The organism is Paraliobacillus zengyii, assembly GCF_003268595.1.
Lineage (GTDB): Bacteria > Bacillota > Bacilli > Bacillales > Amphibacillaceae > Paraliobacillus_A > Paraliobacillus_A zengyii.
The window spans coordinates 1,144,250-1,164,627 of record NZ_CP029797.1 but is presented as its reverse complement, the minus strand read 5'-3'; the positions used below and the strand labels follow the sequence as shown (position 1 = coordinate 1,164,627).

Here is a 20,378-nt window from a genome sequence, read left to right as displayed (position 1 = left end):
GAATAATTGATAGCAATAGAGAATAACTTGAAACAAATACATAGGTTATTTCGTATTTTGTATTACAAAAATAAATCCACATCATAAATCGAGGTTATGTATAATGAATCAACCGATAGCCACACATACAGAGTCATACTACCGAATCGCTGAAGAGAAGGCTACACTGTACTTTGAAGCGTTATCTAATCAAGTGATGCAGAAGACGTATGTCCCTACTCTTACTGAAGACTTTCATCTTTGGAAACAAAATCATATTCGGCATCATTTATTACGCGCCCCATTTTCTTTTGGACAAAAAAAAGCGGAAAGACTAGGTTATCATGCGTATATGCAATGGTTGAATAAAACAGGTAAGCTTGATCATTACCTCGAACGAAGTATTGCCTATATCTATATGAGAGATTTAGGAAAGGCACTCGATGAGACAGCTACACAGTTAAGTATTGAGCGTGCTGTGAAGAATATAAAAGACCATATGCTAACAGAACTTGGAAACAACAAGAAGGAGAGTCTTAATCAGGTAGGCTTGTACCGTTGGGCTCAAAAAGAAGGATTAGAGTCAGCTACGATTTGGGTGATCAACAAACTAAAGCGAGTAGCTGATCATATTCCTAGCGGGATGGATGCAGAACATGCACAACGTAAATTGATTAAAACGATTGCTGGAGTCGTTATGCACGCATATGAAGAAATGAATGATTCTATAACAGAAGAAGTCCGCTCGAAAAAATTGGATGAGGCAATTCGATTAGGATATTCGTATGGTCTCACGTATCCATTTATTGATGATCTTTTGGATGCCAATGTCCTTACCTTACAAGAAGAAAAGCGATATTCTGATTTAATACGTACGTCATTAATCACAAGAAATGTACCAGAGTTGAGCAATTGGACAGGAAAGAATAAAGAACTCATTTCATTTATTCATTCAGAATTAAAAGAAGCCTTTGAATATATTAAAGCGCATCAAGACCCAGAGACGATTGATGCGTTTTTTGAACAAGCTTACGTTTTCTTCCAAGCACAAGAAGTAGATCGTGATAAAGATTTATCTAATCCAAATTACACGAATGAAGAGCTTTTTATACCAGTCATCTTAAAGTCAGCTTCTTCTAGATTAATCGTTCGTTCGGTTATAAGTGCAGAACAAGATGAAGGATTCGACCAACGCACGTTTTATTATGGGATATACAATCAGTTAGCAGATGACTTTACTGATATGTTTGATGATTTAGATGAAGGAGCGGTAACACCTTACACGTATTATTTGACCCATCATGAGAGTCGACCGGATCTGATTAACCCGTTTGAGCTATATTGGGCGGTAATCGCTCATTTAATCCACGATGTATATCACTCCGATCTAAAGACTTGTGAAGTCATTTTAGACCGGGCAATTAATGGTTTAAAACGCTATAAAAGTAGAATGGGTAGTAAAGCATACAACGAAGTGATCCAATTGTTCTTTTTTGAACAACCTGAATTTAACAACCTTATTCAACAGATGGTCAAAAAAGCGGATGATGTGGATTTTTTCGATAAATTACTTCGAGATGATATTATTCTAAGTTTTAAAAAGCAATCGAAGGAACAGGAAGCGTTTCTAGATACGTTCAAACATGTGCGTGGACAAATAAACAAGTATTTACCTATTGCTAAAAGTAGTGCATTACCTTTTGACAGTATTGTTGAGGGAGCAAATTATAGTTTAGAAGGTGATGGGAAAAGGTTAAGGCCAATCATGACATGGGTAATGGGTGTAAAAGAATTTGGTTTAGCAGAGTCTGCCATCGTTCCTTTACTGAAATCACTAGAATATATGCATACGGCGTCACTAATTTTTGATGATTTGCCATCGCAAGATAATGCTACGTTCCGAAGAGGTAATCCAACTCTTCATGAAGTACACAACGTTGCAATCGCTGAATTGACGGGACTCTTTTTAACGCAAAAGGCAATTGAAGAGCAAACACGCTTAGATCAATTTGACTCACATCTAGTACTTCAATTGATTCAATATACAGCAAAAGTAACAGCGGATATGTGTAAGGGGCAAGCATTGGACTTGGATGCTAAAGGCAAGCAATTGCGTTTAAAAGAATTGAATCAGATGTGCTTTTACAAAACAGGCATTGGGTTTGAAGCATCCCTCGTCATCCCTTCTATTCTAGCTAAAGCAAGTGATGTTGAAATAGCTGCATGGAAAAAGTTTGCTTATCATGCTGGTATAGCATTTCAGATAAAAGATGATTTGCTAGATGTAGAGGGCGATCAGTCTGTAACTGGAAAACCAATTGGGAATGATGCGGATCATGATAAATCCACGTATGTTTCAGTCCTCAGCGTAGAAGGTGCCAAGAAGGAGATGTGGGATCATTACTGCATTGCTCTCGAGTTATTAGAAGAAATCAGTCCTAAAAGTCCTTTTTTGAAACACTTTTTGCATTATATAGTAAATCGAGACCATTAACGGTTAGCTTAGTTAAACGAAAATCTGTCATACGATACTATCGCAAAAGTCCATTCCAATCTATGAAAACATGGTGTTGATGGCGGACTTCTCTAAAAATGCTCGTCATCATGCAGCAGGACTCAATATCAAACTTGTAAATGGTATTGAATTACGATTTTCCCTAAAATCGTCCCATGCTTCCACTCTATAATCCAACAATCGCGAGAAGGTTTTGCAAATTTTCTCGTGTTGGTTCTTGGAGAATAACAAATGGCCGTTGATTAAAATAGATTAAGCCAAGAAACAAAGGGACCAGTATAATGCTGTAAACAGCAAATAACTTAAAAACAAAACGATTACGGTATTTAATCATATATAATACAAGCAATGGTACTGATAATCCTACTGTAATACCTAACAAATTTGCAATAGCATCTAGAAATTCGGCACTCCTATTTGGTAGCATATATTGACGATACTCTTCCACTGTGCCAACCGTCACTAAAAAAACCCAAGCAACACTTATTCTTTGTTTAACAGTTTGATTATGCGACATGGCCACAACAACTATCCCAACCAATAGTGAAATAATCCCATAACTAAAAAGATGCATCTGCTTATCCATACCAAACATTACATCATAATAAAATTCCATTGTCCTCATCCTTTTAAGTTAAGTGTAACCACAGCCGACGGATCATAGACATAGTAAGCAGGGGATGATTCTCTGCTTCCTTTTTGAATAAAAAAGTGTCAGTTTCCAGGCACCTCTTGAAGAAACGCACCTATTAGCAAAAAATCTATTTCTTTCTAATTTCCTTGATTTCATTACGAATTTCTTTTAAATATTCATTTCTTTCTTTTGATCTTTTTAGTAAAGTAACTACAAAATATATCCCAAAGCCTAAAATACCAACATAAAGAAGAATATATAAAAAGTTAAAAAATACAAGTTGTTCCATTTCAATCACCCTTTCCTGCCATTAAGATTTTATCATATAAATTTAATATTCTTCTTAAACTCCCTCAGTTAGATTCGATATGCTCGCTTATTCGCAGGATTTCAAATCACTTCTAAGAACTAGGATTTACTTGTGTAGACGAAGCCTTCTTCAACTAAAGTGACACCCGTTACTTCAAGAACTTTATTTCTTTAAACTATCCAATAAAATATATCCAAAAACAACGCCAGCGATTATTTGAAATGTTGGACTATCAAGCATGTTCATCTCTGGTACTTTAATCGATACTGCTTCTAAATCAGCAAATGGTAAAAAAGACATTGCTATTATATAAAAAGATGGTAATCCAATCGCAATAAACTTTATCCAATCAAATGTCCATTGTTTATTCTGTTTAATTTCAATTATCAACTTTGGTAATCTTAGTAAGAGTCCAATAACAACAGGAAATATAGTTGCATATATTACAACAGGCATTAAACTATATCTGATAAGGGATTCCTTTACAAAGAAAACCTGAAATTTACTTGCCAAATAAATAATAAATCCAATAACAACTGTCGAACCAAAATAATAAAAAAACCTTTTAATAAAGCAACCACCCATTGAAAAAGATTTACTTACTTATATATGAATATAATTACTTTAATATTTCAATATCCAACAAACTTACAGGTGGTGACAGGCACTCAGGCGAAAAGTGATTTTATCACCTCTATAAAACAAAGATACACTATCTAGAAAAGGTAGCAAATGGTTGACACTCATCGAAAATATAAATCGATTTTCTTCGTGCGATGCGAACTCTTTGAAGCATTCTTTGTCTTGTGGGAACAACAAATGTTTTCGATGGGGCGAGTCTGTCCCTATTTGATTTTGTCTAGTTCGTTGACAAATGCGGGTTTGCGTTGATAGGTTTGCTTTAGTTCGTTGACCATTTCTTGGAATATTGACTCTCCGCAAGCTTTTTGGTATATTTTCAATTTCCTACAAACGTTTCGATACATTTTTCTGTCTGTTGCTCGCTCTGCTTCGCGCCTAATATATTCTGTGAATAGTTGATTAAGTTCATCCGGATAATCATCCGTTAAATACGGATAGAGTTCTGTAATTGTCATTGGTGATTCCTTACAGTATTTAAGCAGCTTATCTCCTCGGTTCTCTGCTTTTGCCATGTATTCATAGACATATGGTAGATGGTCCGATTTGTTCTCCAACACCTCGAATATCTCTTCTACTACAGTTTTCCATTTCTCAGCAGGATATAAATCTTTCAACCTACCATATGCATCGTATTCATTATCATAAACAAACTCCAGGAGAATCTCCTTTTGTTTTTCAACCTCATCTTGTGCTTCATAGACTTGTAAACGATATTGCTTCCATTTTTTCACGAGGCCAAGATATTTAATATCGTTGTTTTCTCCATCTTCACAAAGTTTTACAGCAAATGAAAAATCCGCATTTTCGATTGCTTTCTCAATGGCCATTTCCCTAAAGTTTTCAAATTCCAAATTTTGATTGATAAACTGATTCGCCTCTTCCAATTCCCCATTACGTTCCAGAATTTTAAACTGAAGCTCTTTCAGTATTGTTTGATCATAACTCGACGACCAAGAAGAGATCGTTGAAGCTTGTGTTAAAAGCTTATCCAACGTTTTCTCCAGCATTTGTCTAGCAGAGGACCTGGCAGAATAAACCGTACACACATCTAACAGCTCATGACGGAAATCACTCCAGTCATCATAGCGCTTATGCATTGCTTCCTTCAAAATTAGCTGAAAGATACTATCCTGTTTGTGATGATCGCTAGATAGAAGCACCAAAGAAGAGCCATCCCTAATAAGAGTGGTACTTTCATTAATTATATAACCAATTTCTCCATTGGAATCATCCGCAAATTGAAGCATTTCAACAACTATTGAAAGTATGGCAATTCCCAAGTGGACAGCTGTCTCTTCTTCTCCACTGACAAGCTTCTCCCTACCTTTTTGAAGCACAAGCTCGGCTCCTTTTAGTGCAGCATATACATTCCCCCGAGAGATGAACCCCTGCCTTTTATACGCATTAATATACTTTCGAATTAATTGTTTACTAGCCTTCACTTCATCATTAGGGGTGAGTAGCTTATATTCCACTTTTTGCTTCACATTTTCATCACCCTTGACTAAATCCATAACTAATTCAACCAAGTCCTCTTTCGAAAGCGTCGAGACCTTTTTATGTAGGTTCATCCTGTCATACCCCTTCCAAAAAAAAGCTGTTTTTTTCAGTTTACCACAACCAGTGGGACATGGGCATAGGTTTACTGTCGCAGTAGGAAAGCTCCTCATTTTAATCTAAATAACCCTTAAATTGGGGTTTTTATTTACTTTTATACTAGAATTTAAACGGGAGGAACATTCCATGATATGTAAGGATACGCTGGAACTGGTTTTCATCCATCAAAATGATACGCTAAACCTCCGAATTCCATCTGGGAGAATGTATGAATATCGTTAGGGAAGGTTAACTTAAACTAGAGTCGAGAAGGAGGTGTTTCTTTGGATACACATGAATTTGTAGAAGAATTTAATAGAAACAAAAAGAAAGCAGAACAAAATAAGAAGCGGCAAGGCAATGGTCGTCCAAGCAATAAACTACCTAGTAAGAAGCACAACGATAGTAATAGCTAAAAGTAAGAGGGTGATTTGATTTAACATCGAATCACCCTTTTTTTCTCCATTATTGAAACAAATGATGAAGTAGTCGATCTTTATCCTCAAAAAATTGTTTCATAATAGTATAATGAAATGTATCTTCCAAACTAACTTCAGTCATTCCTTCTTCATTCAATTGAATGATCAAAGCATTTGGATACGCCATAATGATAGGAGAATGGGTAGAGATAACAAATTGAGAGCCTTGATTACATAACTCATTGATTCTAGATAACATAGACAATTGTCTTAATGGGGATAAAGCCGCCTCTGGTTCATCTAATATATAGAGACCATTGCCCTGAAACCGTTCCGTAAATGCTGCGAAAAAAGACTCTCCATGGGATTGTTCATGCAATGACTTTCCTCCAAAGGAATCAATGACACTTGCACCAGAGGAGGGTTCATTATCTAAATCCTCTATATTAGTTGCAACATTATAAAAGGTTTCAGCTCTAAAGAAAAAATGATCTTTTGCTTTATTAATTCCCTTAACTATTCGGAGATATTGATCTAAATTCGAGTGCGAATTATAACTGGAAAAGTTAAAGTTTAGCGTTCCACCTTCTGGGTTGAAACCCAATGCAATTGCAATGCCCTCTAGTAACGTAGACTTCCCCATGCCGTTTTCTCCAATTATATACGTAACATTTGGATGGAGCTTTAACTCACTAAAGTTCTCGATTACTGGGATGTTAAATGGGAATTCTTGATAGGAAGAAATTAATTCCTTTTTGAGAGAAACCTCCCTAATATATTGCGTATCCTGATTTAACTTCATTTTATCTCAACACCTTTTAATAAGTCAGTAGCTAAAAATTCAACAAGGCATTTCATATTTAAGACCCTTAGCTTCATTTTAAATCCAGTTTAACATGAATTTTCAATTAAATTAAACGGGACAAGTAAAATGAGACAAATCTAATCCTACGTGTATTTAACAGTAATCAGCATATAGAATTAACAGAAGAGATGTTAATTGGTTTTTTTGATGGTGATAGTATTCGTAGTTTATTAACTGGGGATATAAAAATGTTTTTGCATTAATTGTATTAAAAGAACCTATTTTAAAAGTAGTTAAAATAGGTTCTTTTAATATGCATGTTCCGCCGTAGGAGCTTCTTCGTAAGTTCCATTTTTATAGTAATCTTGGGCTATTATCATTTCTGCAATTTCCTCGGGCGCTAAAGCTCCACCTTGTGGTTTATTTAATATTATTTCAATATTACTTTCATACTTCTTTATCAATGACTTAGCTTTAGTGTTTACATTTTCATTTTTTTCAAAATCTAATTGCCTATAGATTTCTACTGCGCTTGATTCAATTAACTTCAACATTTTAAGTATTTCATCTTTTGAATGTTTATCCATAAATTTTTACACCACCTTTTGCTAATTATATACCCTTCACCTAAACTTTAAAACTGGTTTTAGATATTTTATCGATTTTTCCCCAAAAACAATTTGCCGATAATCCGGAAACCAATTTGATTTGGTAACTTCGCTATAGAAATCCTTAATTGGTAATATCCCAGTATGTACATCATTAGCATAACTTGTTATTGCGTTTCCATCGGCAACTGGTCCAATAATTATATCCGGATGATTATGACAAGGTGAAGTTATACAATTTTTCTTATCCTTCATAACTCTATGGAATGCAATGAATTCAGCCCATTCTATTCCATCTTTATTAATATTGCCATCAAAATAAACACACTTTAACGAGGTATCTTGATTTATCTTTGGGTTTACATGAATCTCGATTACTACTGGACGTATATTTGGCAACTTGAACCCGTCAGCTTTTGTCTTTGCTCTTGCTTGAACTTGTCTTCTGCAAACACGATTATCATATGAACAATAAAAACCTTCACCAAAATCTAAAGAAATTGCTAGGTTCTGCTTACCAAATATATTAAAACCTCTTGATCTTATTCCATGCTTATTAATATCTAAAATTCCTTTTGTAGTTGTCCCATGAATTATCCTTCTTGGTATTTGAAATTTAGTTTCGTTTACTGGGTAATTAAAATTCATTCCTTCGCACCTAAATTCATCTATTTTCTGAATCCAAACTATTAGTAAATAATTGTTAATTATACACTAACTAACCAACGTTTTCACTACTTATTCTTAATTGGATTTTAAAATATCACTCATAAAATAGGTAATTGGACTAAAACAATTTATATTCTAAGTAGTATGTTATTGAGTACACAATTAGAAACCTAAGCCCCCCCATCCTTTTTTAGGATGGGTTCGAATGGAATTAGAATTCATTCGTATTTGCCGATTCGATTAATGATTGAATTCGAATTTATCGAATTGGTTGTCGTATGCCACTTTCCTTTATAATGATCAGATTTTCTATTTAGAAAGCTTAAGATATCACAATTTTTTGATGCTTCATAATTGCATTAACAATTTAAGTCTGTTGGAAGCAGAGAACCGTCACCTGCTTTCTTAATTTTTTAATATGACAGACCCTTGTCTTATTTAGAATGGTATAGTTGTTATAGATTGAAAAGGAGGTAATGGAAATGGGGACATGTTCCTGGCCTGGAAATAATCCAATTATGCAAATGTACCATGACGTAGAATGGTGTGTGCCGACCACATCCGACCAATATATTTTTGAAATGCTATCATTAGAAGGTGCACAGGCTGGTTTATCTTGGAGTATCGTACTAGCGAAGCGAGAAGCTTATCAAAAAGCTTTTAATAACTTTGATATTAGTTATTGTTCGACACTGACGGATAATGATTTGACGCATGTACGAGAGCACTATACTGTCATTAAACATGCTGCTAAGCTCAAATCCGTGAGAAGTAACGCACAAGCGGTCTTAAACATACAAAAGGAGTTTGGAAGCTTTTCAACCTTTTTATGGCAGTATGTCGATTTTAAGCCACTGATCAATCATTGGGATATAGAAGGACAAATCCCTGCACAAACAGCATTATCAATTCAGATTAGTAAAGACTTAAAGAAAAGAGGATTTAAATTTATTGGTCCTGTTACGATGTACTCCTTTATGCAAGCTATTGGCATGGTGGATGATCATGTAACAAGCTGTCCTTACCACACGTTAAACAAAGAAAGGAAGATAATAGAAAATGGAATTTAACAATGCATCGAATCGTTCGTTACAAATTAGAAAGGCGTATCACAAACTTGAGGAAAAACATCATGGCTCAGAATGGTCCGTAGAGGAAGATGCACTTGCATTCCTTACCGATGCGGCACTTGTTGGGAGATTAGCAATGGCGCAACAGGAAAGATGGCCAACTGGGACTAATCCAGAAGCAGATTTAGAGCATAAGATCGCGGAGTCCATTTGGTGGCTGATGGTTTTGGCAGAGCGAATGGGCATTGATAGTGAACAAGCAATGGAGAAATTTTTAAAGAAAAAAGAAGAACAATTCTTATAAATCGAAGCAGGAGGATTTCACATGACCATTAGTAGGCATTTTGAAATCATCTATATCTTATTGGAGAAAAAAGTGGTTACTGCAAAGGAATTGGCCGAGCAGTTTGAAGTTTCAACACGAACGATCTATCGAGATGTGGATGTGTTAAGTGGTGCAGGAATCCCTATCTATGCGAATAAAGGAAGAGGCGGTGGGATTTCACTTTTAGAGGGGTATTCCTTCAATGCTTCGATGTTAACGAGTGATGAACAAGAAGACATATTAGTTGGCCTGCAAACGTTAGCCGTCACGGATTTTCCAAATACAGATCTTATCTTAAAGAAAGTAGCTAGGCTGTTTAAAAAGCCTACAGCAAAATGGATTGACGTTGACTTTTCTCCATGGGGAAGTGGCGAAAAGAAGAAACAGCTATTTATTCTATTAAGAGATGCGATTATCCAACAGTTTGTCATTCAATTTCGTTATTTTAATTCATACGGTGAGCAAAGTATACGTGATGTAGAGCCGCTTCAATTATTATTCAAACAAAATGCGTGGTATCTTTCTGGATATTGTTTGTGGCGAAAGGAATATCGTATTTTTAAGATAAGTCGCATGGATCAAGTGTCTGTTTCAGAGCAAACATTCATCTTGAGACCAACAACAGAAGCGATAAAAAATGCAGAAAATCAAATTGGGGAATCTGCCATACCGATAACGCTTCGAATTTCCGCACAAGGCGCGTATCGGGTCTATGATGAGTTTAACGAACAGATGATTACGCATAACGAAGACGGCTCATACACCGTTGCAGTAAATTTCCCTGTTGATACATGGTTAGATAGTTATCTTTTATCCTTTGGTACACTACTTAAAGATGTCCATCCTCCTTTTTTACGTGAAAGATTAATGGCAAAACTTGATGAAATGAAGCAAAATCTTGAATAATTTATATGGGAGGGTTTAATAAATGAACGAACATAACCAAAGTAAAGAAAACAGTAATAGCACAAAAAAAACTACCTTGGAGAACATTCCAGACGTAGATCACTTTCATGCTTCTGACTTCCCAGAAATCGTGATGACTCCAGAGACCAACTATATTTCAATCTTAGGATCAGGAGCACCTGGAACTCCTGCGTTTTATCGCAAGAAATCGTTTATTTCTGATCTGTTAAGTACACTAACATATACGGAACATGTTTCAGATACTTTACCTATCATCGAAATACTCTACTGGTACCCAAAAGACGCACCAACAGCTGATATTGCGAATTTTTACAGTATTAATCCGATTTCCTCTTTACGTTATCGGATTATGGCTAAGATTAACGATCAAACTACAATGAATGACATCATACTTGCACGTCGCTCTGCTGCGAGTACAGCTGAAACCAACAATGAAGCACTTGAGCTTTTTACGCTTCCAAAACAAATGGTGATTCAAGTGATGCACCACGGACCATTTGCCAACGAACTTGAAACACTCGAACAACTTGGAGCAGTAGCTGATTATCACGGAGTAAGTAAAAATGGACCGCATCACGAAATTCATATAGACCCGTTCACTCGTGACACACCCCAAGACACGCTACGCACGATCTTGCGTGATCCTGTGATCTAGATATTGCTCTTTTATCATACTTTCTCTTGAATAGCCGTTTTCTTTACGGCTGTAGCTACTAATCTAGCAACTCGTTCATCAAGTGCATTCGGAATAATATAAGTTGGACTTAATTCTTCAGCGGTAATAACTTCAGCAATTGCTATTGCCGCTGCTACTTTCATGTTCACCGTAATATCTTTTGCTTTAGCATCTAGTGCACCTCGAAAGATTCCTGGAAATGCGAGTAGATTATTTACTTGATTTGGATAATCCGATCTACCAGTACCGACTACTGCTGCCCCAGCTGCTAATGCTTCCTCTGGATAAATTTCCGGAATTGGGTTCGCCATTGCTAGTACAATCGCATCTTTTTCCATTGCTTGAACATGCGCTGCTTTCATAACCCCTGGAGCTGAGACACCAATGAATACATCTGCATCCACAATTGCATCATCTAATGTCCCCGTGATACCAGTTAGATTCGTGTCTTCTGCAATTTTAGATTGTGCAGTGTTTAGCCACTTTCCCCCTTTACAGACAACACCTTCTAGACTCACTAAGGTGATATCTTTAAAACCAGAATGTATTAGAAGCTTGGCAATTGAAATACCTGCTGCACCAGCACCATTGATTACGACCTTTACTTTATCCACTTTATTTTCTTTCTTAACAACCCTTAAGCCATTATATAATGCTGCCAAAACGACGATAGCTGTTCCATGTTGATCATCATGAAAAACTGGAATGTCTAATTCTTTTATTAAGCGTTCTTCTATTTCAAAGCATCGCGGTGCTGAAATATCTTCTAAATTAATCCCGCTAAAACTTGGTTGTAGTGCTTTAACAATGTTTACTATTTCATCTACATTTTGTGTATCTAAGCTAAGTGGAACGGCATCGATATTGGCAAATTTTTTAAATAGAATACTTTTCCCTTCCATAACTGGGATTGCTGCTTTTGGACCAATGTCTCCAAGTCCAAGAACAGCAGTGCCGTCTGTGACAATCGCTACCATATTTCCTCTAGCGGTTAATTGATCAACTTCTTCTGGTCGATCAACAATAGCCTTACAAACATCTCCAACACCAGGCGTATATACTAGACTTAAATCACTTTCATTATCTATTTTTACTTTACTTGTAATTTCTAATTTACCTAAGTTGTCACGATGAAGTTTGATTGCTTCTTCTCGTAAATTTTGTTTATTCATATTTTGCCCCACCTTTATTTGCGATCGCTCACATGGCTACTAGATATATACTATATCTACATATAAATTCTTTTTAGAACTAAAAAAAGCAAGTTATTTTATTATCTAACAATACAACAGAAGATACTTTACTACTAGAGGATAATAAAAGACGTCACACAAGTGCCATAATTGCGATAAAATATGCAAAAACAACTTTCACAAAAAAAATGAAGCAAACATCATCTGTTTGAGTCATGTAAATAGATAACTAATTGTTTGCTATTGTCTTCATTACATACGTGTCAACCGGCCTTTCCATTTCATACATTTCTTTGTGAAATGACGACTTTTTAAGGTATCAGGATTTTGCTCCTGGTACCTTTTCCAACCATTCTTTTTCGATCAGAAATCGGGTGACTTTTTCAGAAAAGGCGCCAGCTTTAACAGTTTGTGCTGAATACGTTGAAACTAAATCATGTTTCATTGCAGCACCGAGAGAAAAGCCATATTGGGACAATAAAGAACCAAGTAAACCAGCTACATGTGTAACCATGATTCGGTCTGATAATACTCTTTTCTTTGAGTCTGTTATTTCTGCTGCTAGACTCGGGGCTATTGGTAAATCATCCTTCTCTAACAATTCACCCAGTGCATGGTATTGTTTTTTTGCTACTTTTATCCCTTTCTGAAATAAATCAACTATTTCGTCAGAATCAGAAGTTTGGCTAAAACCTCTACACATTGTTTCGATGATCATGAGGAGGTCCATGATTTGATAAAGGTTAGCAAGCTCCATACTATTGATTGGGCGTTTATCTCCCTGCCACCCATTTAAATAATCAGGTTTTTGAATATACTCAGGAGTCGACGGGGCAGGTAATGTCGGCGTTCTCCAATACACCCCTTTGTTGAGAAGCATATCTACTACTCGCTCATGTAGTTGCAGAGTAGATAGCACACAATTTCTATGATATGTGCGAATATCTACTCTTGTTGCTGAAGCTAATGATTTGGAGTGAAATTCAAGACCTAGACGAGTACCATTATGCAAATAGTGCAGTAAAAAACGATCAGAAAACAATTTAGCTGAGCTTTTATCAATATCCGTTTCGGAAAAGCCAATTGCGTTCGGATACCCGTCGTTATTAAGTAATTTTTTCCGTTCGACAAGGATTTCATTTGCACTCTCTAGCGCATGTGTATATAAATCCTTTATTTCTTCATCCTCTGCTTGCTCACGAAATACGGTTAAATACCACTTTGACATTTCATTAATAGAATAACCTGTCCATAGATAACCAAGTTCAGCAGAGGTAAGGTGCATTTCTTTTGGGCTTCTCATTATCTGGTCCCTTCTTTTTTCATTTTTATATAGGGGCGAAGTAAATAGCTTGCAACTTTCAGTGGGCTAATGCGCTTCGTATGGAACAACTTTTCTCCCCAGTAGCCTTGGAGTGAGTAAATAATTAGATCCAATCCCTTATTTGATAATTGCTCCATCGACCTTCTTAAAACAATTGAATCTTGATAGCTCTGACGAAGTGGTTTCATTAGTTCCTCATACTTCCCTAAACCGCACAAATCATAAGCTGCATAAATTCCACTTAATATAGATGCATACTGTCCATATCCCATAAAGGGCATCGTAGTACCAAAACAATTTCCAACGTGAAATGTATTTCCTATCCGCCCTGACTTACAAATTCCTATTGGGTAACCAGTAATTTGGAACTGATCGGTTATTGGTAATTCCTGCTTTAACTGAGAACGGACTTTTTCGTGAAAAACGCTCCATAAATTGTTGATGTTTACAGCTTCATTTTCAGGTAAGTCTGGGATAGCTATTGAGATATTTGCTTCTTTCTCTGAAAATGGAATAAGATAGCAGTACCCAAAAGGTGCTAAGTCATAATCAATCCAAGTCAAGACAGTATAACGGTCAAACGTCCCTTCAACTGTCACCCCTTTTATCGAAACAGTTAAGTCTTCTCTAAAATTTCGTGTCTTCTTTGCATAAGCACCGTCTCCAGTTGCCATCACCACATGTGAATGTTTACGAATCAATTGTTCATATGTTTCATCTGAATTAAAGTGAATTGATGATTTCGTTTGTTCTTCTAGCTGTTTTTCAAATGAATCTTGTTCCCTACCACGAATATTCGTGAAACCTAACTGACCTTCTATAATTGCCATTTCATTCTTTGAAAAAAACTCTATCTTCTGGATGTTCGAAGTCGGTTTAAGATAAATCCCATATTTTTCTGAAAATGATTCAACACAATCATGAACTGGTCTTGTGAAAATAGACAGCAGCGCCTCTCCGTTAACAAAACGATCCCCTACTTTACTCCGTTTTTCATATATCGTTGGCGTAACACCATTTTTTTCAAGCGTAATAGCACAGGCCAAACCGGAGAGGCCAGCCCCCATGATAGCAATATCCATTTCGGACCACACCTCCTAAATTTTTCTATAGTAAGAGCGTTCCCCGTGAAAATTAATACATACGCTATCATTCACAACTAATTGGAAGTTATTTTCTAGTTAGAAGTTAAGCTGAAATATACTCATAAGCCATTTTTAAATAACAAAAAAAGATACCCGACACTCCAAAGAGACAATTGTCCATTTAAAGTGGCAGGTATCTTTATTTAAAATTACTTACTAGATATTCCACAAACATAATTTTACCTTATGAAACGAGACTATGCATACCATCAAATCAATCAGTTACCACAACTACTATTAATTCGTATATTGTTTTATGATTTTTTTGATTTCTATAATCCCTTTAATTAACATGGCTATGCCTAATGGGACTAAAATAACAAAAAACAGACCTAAGGTTATTTTATTGAAGGCTAATAATAATAGAAGGAATACCGTTATTAGCATAATAAAGCTTAAATATTTGTACATATAATCCTCCCGCTGAAAAAGTGCATTAAAAAATATTAACTATAAATGTAATACACAAATAGAATATACTATTTCTATCTTACTTTAGTCACGAGCAATCGTATTGTTTAACTTAGCACTATATTTGTCCTTCCATGTTTCCGAGTCCTTCACTAGTTCATCACAGAAAGCAGCCACATCTTCACCCGTAAGGTCAGTGACTTTCTTACCTTCTGCTGCACCTTCCTCAAACATGTCTAAAATGCCGTTAAAGATACGACTAATGTCATTCCATTCGGTAAGTCCACCAGCTGTCCACATATATTTTTGGATCGCTTTGTAAGCGTTATGGTATTCACTTGGAAGTGCCTTCGCACGTGCCTCCATCTCTTTCCATTCCCGCTTATCATTCATACTAACAACAATTTTTTCAAAAATACGCATATTCATTCTCCTTTTTACTTTATTTTAGTTTTGAGTTCGTTAATTTTATTTGAAACAAATTCCCACTTTCTCCAAAAAGTTTCAAGCTGTTCTTGTCCTGCTTTATTTAGTGTATAAAATTTTCTTGGTGGTCCCTTAGTGGAGGCTTTTTTCTCGATTTCTACCAGTTCGTTTTTTTCAAGCCGCATGGTAATCGTATAAACTGTACCTTCAACCACATCAGTGAAGCCAAGTTCTCGTAGCTGTTGCGTAATTTCATAACCGTAAGTTTCGCCACGACTGATGATTTCAAGCACACACCCCTCAAGAACCCCTTTCAACATTTCTGTGATATATTCCAAAATTATCGCCTCATTTATATTTCACTATATTTTATAACAACGGTAATAAGTAATACTAGCTACTAGTATATAGTAATACAGAATAGCGTGAGTTGTCAAGAGGAAGCAGGTGACGGTTCTTTGCTTCTTTAATCAAGCTCTAAATCTGTTCCCATAAAAAAATGAGCCAACAGGGCTCATTTTTGATAAAGATTTCATTAAAATAAATACTATTTCCGCAAAATTTTCTCCATCGCTTTTCCTTTTGCTAATTCATCAATCATTTTATCCAAATAACGAATTTCTTGCATAGTCGGTTCTTCGATGTCTTCCACTCGGATACCACAGATCACTCCTTTGATCAAAGCCCGGAAAGGATTTAGTTTGGGTGCTTCCGCAAAGAAGGTCTCAAAGTCTGTCTGTTTCTCAAGTTGCGCATCTAATTCGTCCTGGCTATAGCCTGTCAACCAACAGATAATTTCATCGACTTCTGTTTTTGTACGACCTTTCTTCTCAGCCTTCTTAACATAATGGGGATAGACACTTGCGAAGCTCATTGTATAAATCTTATGCTTGGTCATGATACACATCCTAAGTTTTTGATTTTCTTTATTTTATCATGAAAAATAGGCGGACAACATCTAATGGAAAAAGGGGACGGTTCTCCGCTTCATTTTAATCCAGTATATTGATACTTTTCAATTTTTTGTTATCATATAATATATATTAATAATTAATTTGTAAAGGCGGAAATCGGTAATGAATGAACTCTTAATCGTTTCTATTTTGGCATTTCTATTTTTGACATACAAGTTTATCAACGTATTTAAAACTAAGGAAGTACCTAAAAACAATAAAATTTTTGCATTGTCTATCTATGGCGTTTGTATCATTGGATTAATTTCAGTAAATATACTATTTTAGTCAGACCTCTATTTTGAGGTCTTTTTTTTACGATCATCAAACTCATTATCCCCAAAAATTCCCCAATAAAAATCACCGTACTCTGGAGTTTTGTATAAGCATTCAACTCTTCTTTCTAAAAACTGTTATAGTGCGGAAAAGTCTGTAGGAATAAGAAAACCATCCCCAGAATCCTTTAATGTCCAATCAAGTTTTTTAAAAAATAATACTATGTATTGTTTAAAGGAGGTGAATTCTTATGGGATGTCAAAGTAATGAAAGTTTTGTTTTGATTGTTGTATTATTTATTCTTTTGATTATTGTTGGTGCATCTTTCTACTCCTAAACCATAACACCACCATAACCTAGCAATGTATTTTTCATTTCCTTACTGAAGGGCATATTATCTGCTCTTCAGTTTTTAGCATGGTTTCTCCTCTACACAAATTTTTCAACTATCTTTTTCCAATTTCACATAGGTATTCACACATTTAAAGTAGTCCAAGTTTATAAACGAATGCCTAATGAATAGGATGGTATGGATAAAAGTTAAGGAGTGATATTTTGTATTCTAATGATGAACAACAATATTGGAAAAGTGATTGTCAGGACGTTTATTCTTATGGAAATCTAGATGAAAGACAACTTATTCCTAGTTTCCCATGGGCAGGTGGCACGATGCAACCTTCACCAGGTTTTCCAGGTTCACCACCTAGTCAAGGTCAAGGACCAGAAACTGGACCTCCTTCTTCACCACCACCATCCTATGTTCCCGCTCAAACTCAGCAAGCTCAAGCGTTTGCTGTTGATCCAGGGAGTATTAGAAGGTGTTTATTCAGATTTACGTATGTATGGATGCGAGGCTTTCAAGAATTTTGGTTTTATCCAATCTTCTTAGGTCGAAATTCTGTTTCTGGATACCGCTGGAATGGTTTTAGATGGGTATATTTTGGAACAAGCTTACGACAAATTCAATCATTCACTTGCATTTAAAAAAGAAGAATAAAAATGATAGTGGTGGAACGTCCTTAGGCTTAGAGCTAATTCTAAGTCTATTTTATTTAGTGCCAATAAGTAGAGTTACTAATCTATTTTTCAACCTCTTAATTTTCAGTTTCATAAAATAAGAAGGATTTTAACGCTTCATTATAGAAGTTCTAGTATAATACGAAAAAATCTAAAGGAAGCAGGGAACCTTCCGGGATCAGTAATAAATTCCAACTTTCTTAAAATCAAAAAATCTAATTAAAAACGTGGCCATAGAATTGCTTCTAAACCACCTCGGGAGGTGCTGATCTAATGGATAGTACGAATAAACCAAAACATTACTTGATTATTGGTATCGTCTTTATTTTATTAGTGGGATTAATCGTTTTTGTTGGAGGTAAGCAATGGTTTTTTATTGATGATCGTGACAAAAAGGAAGTGATCGAGCATGTCTTGAATGAACAATTTTCCACAGCTGATGAGGAGCTAATTCGTTTAATCGACTCTCCTGAAAATGCAACGATCTTAGATGGTACAGCTGAAGTGATGTCTGAAGAAAATACAGAATTAAATGCCTATCTTGAAGAACAGTATAGTGCTTATTTTACAGAAAATATCTATCAAGAATATCTGACAACTTACGCCTTTATGTATCAGATGCCAGCATATTATTCTAATCATACTTTGCATGCCGACGACATAAACTTGGAAAAAAATGATAATGAAGATGGACTATATAATTTCACTGTAAGTGTTTCCTATGGTGAAAATGAAGAAGCCGTGGTAAGCGGGCGAGCGCGTGTGAACGATCAAGAAGTGATAAGCTATTTTGAAATACTAGAGGATGATGGATTACAACATGTACTTAGTAATTAAGCAGTATTGCATTTATGTTAACATCGTAAAGTGATTTATAAATGGAAGGAGATAAATATGAAGGGGACCGAAAAAGTGATTGTCGCTATAGCGGTTGTAGTTTATTGTTTAGCATTATTGTTTTATATAGGTTTATTATTATTTGACAATGGTGTTGATTCATCTATTCATGCAGTTTTTATTTCAACACTTTTTCTTTTTATTATTCTTTTTATTGCTAAAAGGAGTAGAAAAAGAAATCTCAAATTGAAATAATAGAAAAGAAGCAGAATACCGTCTACTTGTGACATTAAATTGAGATGGAACTCTACTTACAAGATATTTTTAAATCAAAGTCCTGACTTTAAAAATAAAGAGCCTGTATATTTTTTTGTTGAAAAAACGCACCCGTTACTTTGAGTATAAAAATTCACAATGTTCATCAATCTATACTATTTATTTTAAGTATCTTTGTTAACACAGATTTCATGGGAAAGGGCAATAGCAATACCTAAAATAATATAAAATGTGGATTGTGACTTAAAGAATGAGAATTTCTCAAATGATAAATCAATTATTAGCCAAACAACACCTACGGCTAAGAATATTAAACTTGATACAAAAATCTTCCCCCATTTGGTCATTACTTCCCATTTTTAAAACATGCTTTTGTATAATCCTCCCCGTTAAGAATCTCAATAATATAAACGCTATTAAAAATCCGATGATATAACTACTCAATCTATTAATATATATAAAATCAAGTCCCTCTTCTTTTTGAAAAATCTCAAGAAAATCCCTCTCACCATTGTTCCACTATTGCACCCGTTTGGTTTAACTGACTCACTATCAGCAGCTACATCAACAATTGTTGTACTTTTTCTAAATAGCATTCTATCTAAATGGGCTAAGTTCATTGGCAATGGAAGACTTCATTCCTCTTCCACTTTTGTAATTTGTCAATTGTATGTGGAAATAGTTTATATACTCAACAATAGCAAATACATAGATAAACCAGTTAATAAGCCCGAAAACGTTACCCTTTCTAACACAAAAGTATCAATTAAGAGAATAATAGGTGCTTTGTATATAATAGTAAGGGCTATCTTTTTTAGTACGCCTAAAAACTTATAAAGGTTAGGAGGAATTAAATTTTCGACTCCAAACTTCTCCACTTTACAAACCAGTAAAAACGACCTTGTAGTAAGATGAAATTTAATAAAATAATACATATAGTAGAGAATAACTATTGTTTGGATTAATAGCATGATAAAAGTAAATACAATAATTGAAAAAAATTCTCCTGTAAATAAATATACAAGTCTCATTTCCAAATTTTTTCATTTTCTCACCCTTTGTTGAAAAGTAAAAATTCCATCACTTTTTAAAAATACCGGTATCTTCAATACGAATAGAATGAACCTCTCCACAATTTAAGCAAAACGTATAAATTTTATTAGTTCCTTTAAGTGACATTTTATTTGGTTTTACAGGCATATAATCTGTTCCTTCTGTAAAGTTTGCGCTTTCACAATTAGAACATTTTATATTTTTTTGATTTACCCACTCTTTTACCCTCCATTCCCCATTGGTATAAATAAATCCTCCATAGTGATTTCTAAATAATTCGCTATATCAAATG

General features: G+C 35.1%; 24 protein-coding genes. 9 read left to right on the top strand and 15 right to left on the bottom strand.

The window, feature by feature from the left end; genetic code table 11:
• Positions 1-103 precede the first annotated feature (103 nt).
• Entirely contained in the window at positions 104-2,473 is a 2,370-nt protein-coding gene (locus DM447_RS05820; RefSeq protein ID WP_112180320.1) for a polyprenyl synthetase family protein, read from the top strand.
• A gap of 187 nt (positions 2,474-2,660) precedes the next feature.
• On the opposite strand, the gene DM447_RS05815 is transcribed toward DM447_RS05820, so the two are convergent.
• The 4 genes from DM447_RS05815 to DM447_RS05805 form a co-directional block, all read right to left on the bottom strand.
• On the bottom strand, positions 2,661-3,110 hold the full coding sequence (locus DM447_RS05815) for a VanZ family protein (RefSeq protein WP_112180319.1): 450 nt from the start codon (positions 3,108-3,110) through the stop codon (positions 2,661-2,663).
• Between the two features lie 145 nt (positions 3,111-3,255).
• Complete coding sequence (locus DM447_RS18435) at positions 3,256-3,417, bottom strand: hypothetical protein (RefSeq protein ID WP_198663149.1); 162 nt, start codon at positions 3,415-3,417, stop codon at positions 3,256-3,258.
• 183 nt (positions 3,418-3,600) lie between these two features.
• Positions 3,601-3,894 (bottom strand): hypothetical protein, encoded by a 294-nt coding sequence (locus tag DM447_RS05810; protein WP_241964567.1) that lies wholly within the window; start codon positions 3,892-3,894, stop codon positions 3,601-3,603.
• 389 nt (positions 3,895-4,283) lie between these two features.
• Positions 4,284-5,651 (bottom strand): hypothetical protein, encoded by a 1,368-nt coding sequence (locus DM447_RS05805; protein ID WP_112180318.1) that lies wholly within the window; start codon positions 5,649-5,651, stop codon positions 4,284-4,286.
• Positions 5,652-5,960: 309 nt separating this feature from the next.
• Here DM447_RS05805 and DM447_RS05800 point away from each other — a divergent pair, with 309 nt between their 5' ends.
• On the top strand, positions 5,961-6,092 hold the full coding sequence (locus DM447_RS05800; protein ID WP_112180317.1) for a DUF4023 domain-containing protein: 132 nt from the start codon (positions 5,961-5,963) through the stop codon (positions 6,090-6,092).
• Between the two features lie 49 nt (positions 6,093-6,141).
• Here DM447_RS05800 and DM447_RS05795 read toward each other — a convergent pair whose 3' ends face one another.
• The 3 genes from DM447_RS05795 to DM447_RS05785 all read right to left on the bottom strand — a co-directional run bounded on the left by DM447_RS05795 (position 6,142) and on the right by DM447_RS05785 (position 8,156).
• Positions 6,142-6,897: an AAA family ATPase gene (locus DM447_RS05795; protein ID WP_112180316.1), complete on the bottom strand. Its 756-nt coding sequence runs from the start codon at positions 6,895-6,897 to the stop codon at positions 6,142-6,144.
• A gap of 311 nt (positions 6,898-7,208) precedes the next feature.
• On the bottom strand, positions 7,209-7,487 hold the full coding sequence (locus DM447_RS05790; protein WP_112180315.1) for a hypothetical protein: 279 nt from the start codon (positions 7,485-7,487) through the stop codon (positions 7,209-7,211).
• Positions 7,488-7,523: 36 nt separating this feature from the next.
• Positions 7,524-8,156, bottom strand: coding sequence for a DUF3990 domain-containing protein (locus DM447_RS05785; protein ID WP_112180314.1), 633 nt, complete (start codon positions 8,154-8,156; stop codon positions 7,524-7,526).
• Positions 8,157-8,659: 503 nt separating this feature from the next.
• Here DM447_RS05785 and DM447_RS05780 point away from each other — a divergent pair.
• Genes DM447_RS05780 through DM447_RS05765 form a run of 4 tightly spaced genes read left to right on the top strand, consistent with a single transcriptional unit; the run spans position 8,660 to position 11,154 of the window.
• Positions 8,660-9,247: a DNA-3-methyladenine glycosylase I gene (locus DM447_RS05780; protein ID WP_112180313.1), complete on the top strand. Its 588-nt coding sequence runs from the start codon at positions 8,660-8,662 to the stop codon at positions 9,245-9,247.
• On the top strand, positions 9,237-9,551 hold the full coding sequence (locus DM447_RS05775) for a nucleoside triphosphate pyrophosphohydrolase family protein (RefSeq protein ID WP_112180312.1): 315 nt from the start codon (positions 9,237-9,239) through the stop codon (positions 9,549-9,551). The genes DM447_RS05780 and DM447_RS05775 overlap by 11 nt, the downstream gene beginning before the upstream one ends.
• Before the next feature lie 21 nt (positions 9,552-9,572).
• Entirely contained in the window at positions 9,573-10,478 is a 906-nt protein-coding gene (locus DM447_RS05770) for a helix-turn-helix transcriptional regulator (RefSeq protein ID WP_112180311.1), read from the top strand.
• Between the two features lie 22 nt (positions 10,479-10,500).
• Positions 10,501-11,154 (top strand): GyrI-like domain-containing protein, encoded by a 654-nt coding sequence (locus DM447_RS05765; protein WP_112180310.1) that lies wholly within the window; start codon positions 10,501-10,503, stop codon positions 11,152-11,154.
• A 14-nt stretch (positions 11,155-11,168) separates the two neighbouring features.
• Here the strand turns inward: DM447_RS05765 and DM447_RS05760 are convergent, their stop codons facing one another.
• The 6 genes from DM447_RS05760 to DM447_RS05735 form a co-directional block, all read right to left on the bottom strand.
• Positions 11,169-12,347 (bottom strand): NAD(P)-dependent malic enzyme, encoded by a 1,179-nt coding sequence (locus tag DM447_RS05760; RefSeq protein WP_112180309.1) that lies wholly within the window; start codon positions 12,345-12,347, stop codon positions 11,169-11,171.
• Between the two features lie 340 nt (positions 12,348-12,687).
• Complete coding sequence (locus DM447_RS05755) at positions 12,688-13,671, bottom strand: DUF3231 family protein (RefSeq protein WP_112180308.1); 984 nt, start codon at positions 13,669-13,671, stop codon at positions 12,688-12,690.
• A complete protein-coding gene (locus tag DM447_RS05750; protein WP_112180307.1) occupies positions 13,671-14,774 on the bottom strand; it encodes an NAD(P)/FAD-dependent oxidoreductase in 1,104 nt (367 codons plus the stop codon). The genes DM447_RS05755 and DM447_RS05750 overlap by 1 nt, the downstream gene beginning before the upstream one ends.
• Before the next feature lie 558 nt (positions 14,775-15,332).
• Complete coding sequence (locus DM447_RS05745; RefSeq protein ID WP_112180306.1) at positions 15,333-15,671, bottom strand: DUF1048 domain-containing protein; 339 nt, start codon at positions 15,669-15,671, stop codon at positions 15,333-15,335.
• A gap of 14 nt (positions 15,672-15,685) precedes the next feature.
• Complete coding sequence (locus DM447_RS05740; protein WP_112180305.1) at positions 15,686-16,012, bottom strand: PadR family transcriptional regulator; 327 nt, start codon at positions 16,010-16,012, stop codon at positions 15,686-15,688.
• A gap of 209 nt (positions 16,013-16,221) precedes the next feature.
• Positions 16,222-16,572, bottom strand: coding sequence for a DUF2200 domain-containing protein (locus DM447_RS05735; protein ID WP_112180304.1), 351 nt, complete (start codon positions 16,570-16,572; stop codon positions 16,222-16,224).
• Positions 16,573-17,153: 581 nt separating this feature from the next.
• Between DM447_RS05735 and DM447_RS05730 the strand changes: the two genes are divergently transcribed.
• The 3 genes from DM447_RS05730 (at position 17,154) to DM447_RS05720 (ending at position 18,757) form a co-directional block, all read left to right on the top strand.
• Entirely contained in the window at positions 17,154-17,240 is an 87-nt protein-coding gene (locus tag DM447_RS05730) for a YjcZ family sporulation protein (RefSeq protein WP_112180303.1), read from the top strand.
• Positions 17,241-17,458: 218 nt separating this feature from the next.
• Positions 17,459-17,887 (top strand): hypothetical protein, encoded by a 429-nt coding sequence (locus tag DM447_RS05725; protein ID WP_112180302.1) that lies wholly within the window; start codon positions 17,459-17,461, stop codon positions 17,885-17,887.
• 306 nt (positions 17,888-18,193) lie between these two features.
• A complete protein-coding gene (locus DM447_RS05720; RefSeq protein ID WP_112180301.1) occupies positions 18,194-18,757 on the top strand; it encodes a hypothetical protein in 564 nt (187 codons plus the stop codon).
• A 440-nt stretch (positions 18,758-19,197) separates the two neighbouring features.
• On the opposite strand, the gene DM447_RS05710 is transcribed toward DM447_RS05720, so the two are convergent.
• Both DM447_RS05710 and DM447_RS05705 read right to left on the bottom strand, forming a co-directional pair.
• Positions 19,198-19,380 (bottom strand): hypothetical protein, encoded by a 183-nt coding sequence (locus DM447_RS05710; RefSeq protein ID WP_112180299.1) that lies wholly within the window; start codon positions 19,378-19,380, stop codon positions 19,198-19,200.
• Positions 19,381-19,473: 93 nt separating this feature from the next.
• Positions 19,474-19,653: a hypothetical protein gene (locus DM447_RS05705; RefSeq protein ID WP_112180298.1), complete on the bottom strand. Its 180-nt coding sequence runs from the start codon at positions 19,651-19,653 to the stop codon at positions 19,474-19,476.
• Positions 19,654-20,378 lie beyond the last annotated feature (725 nt).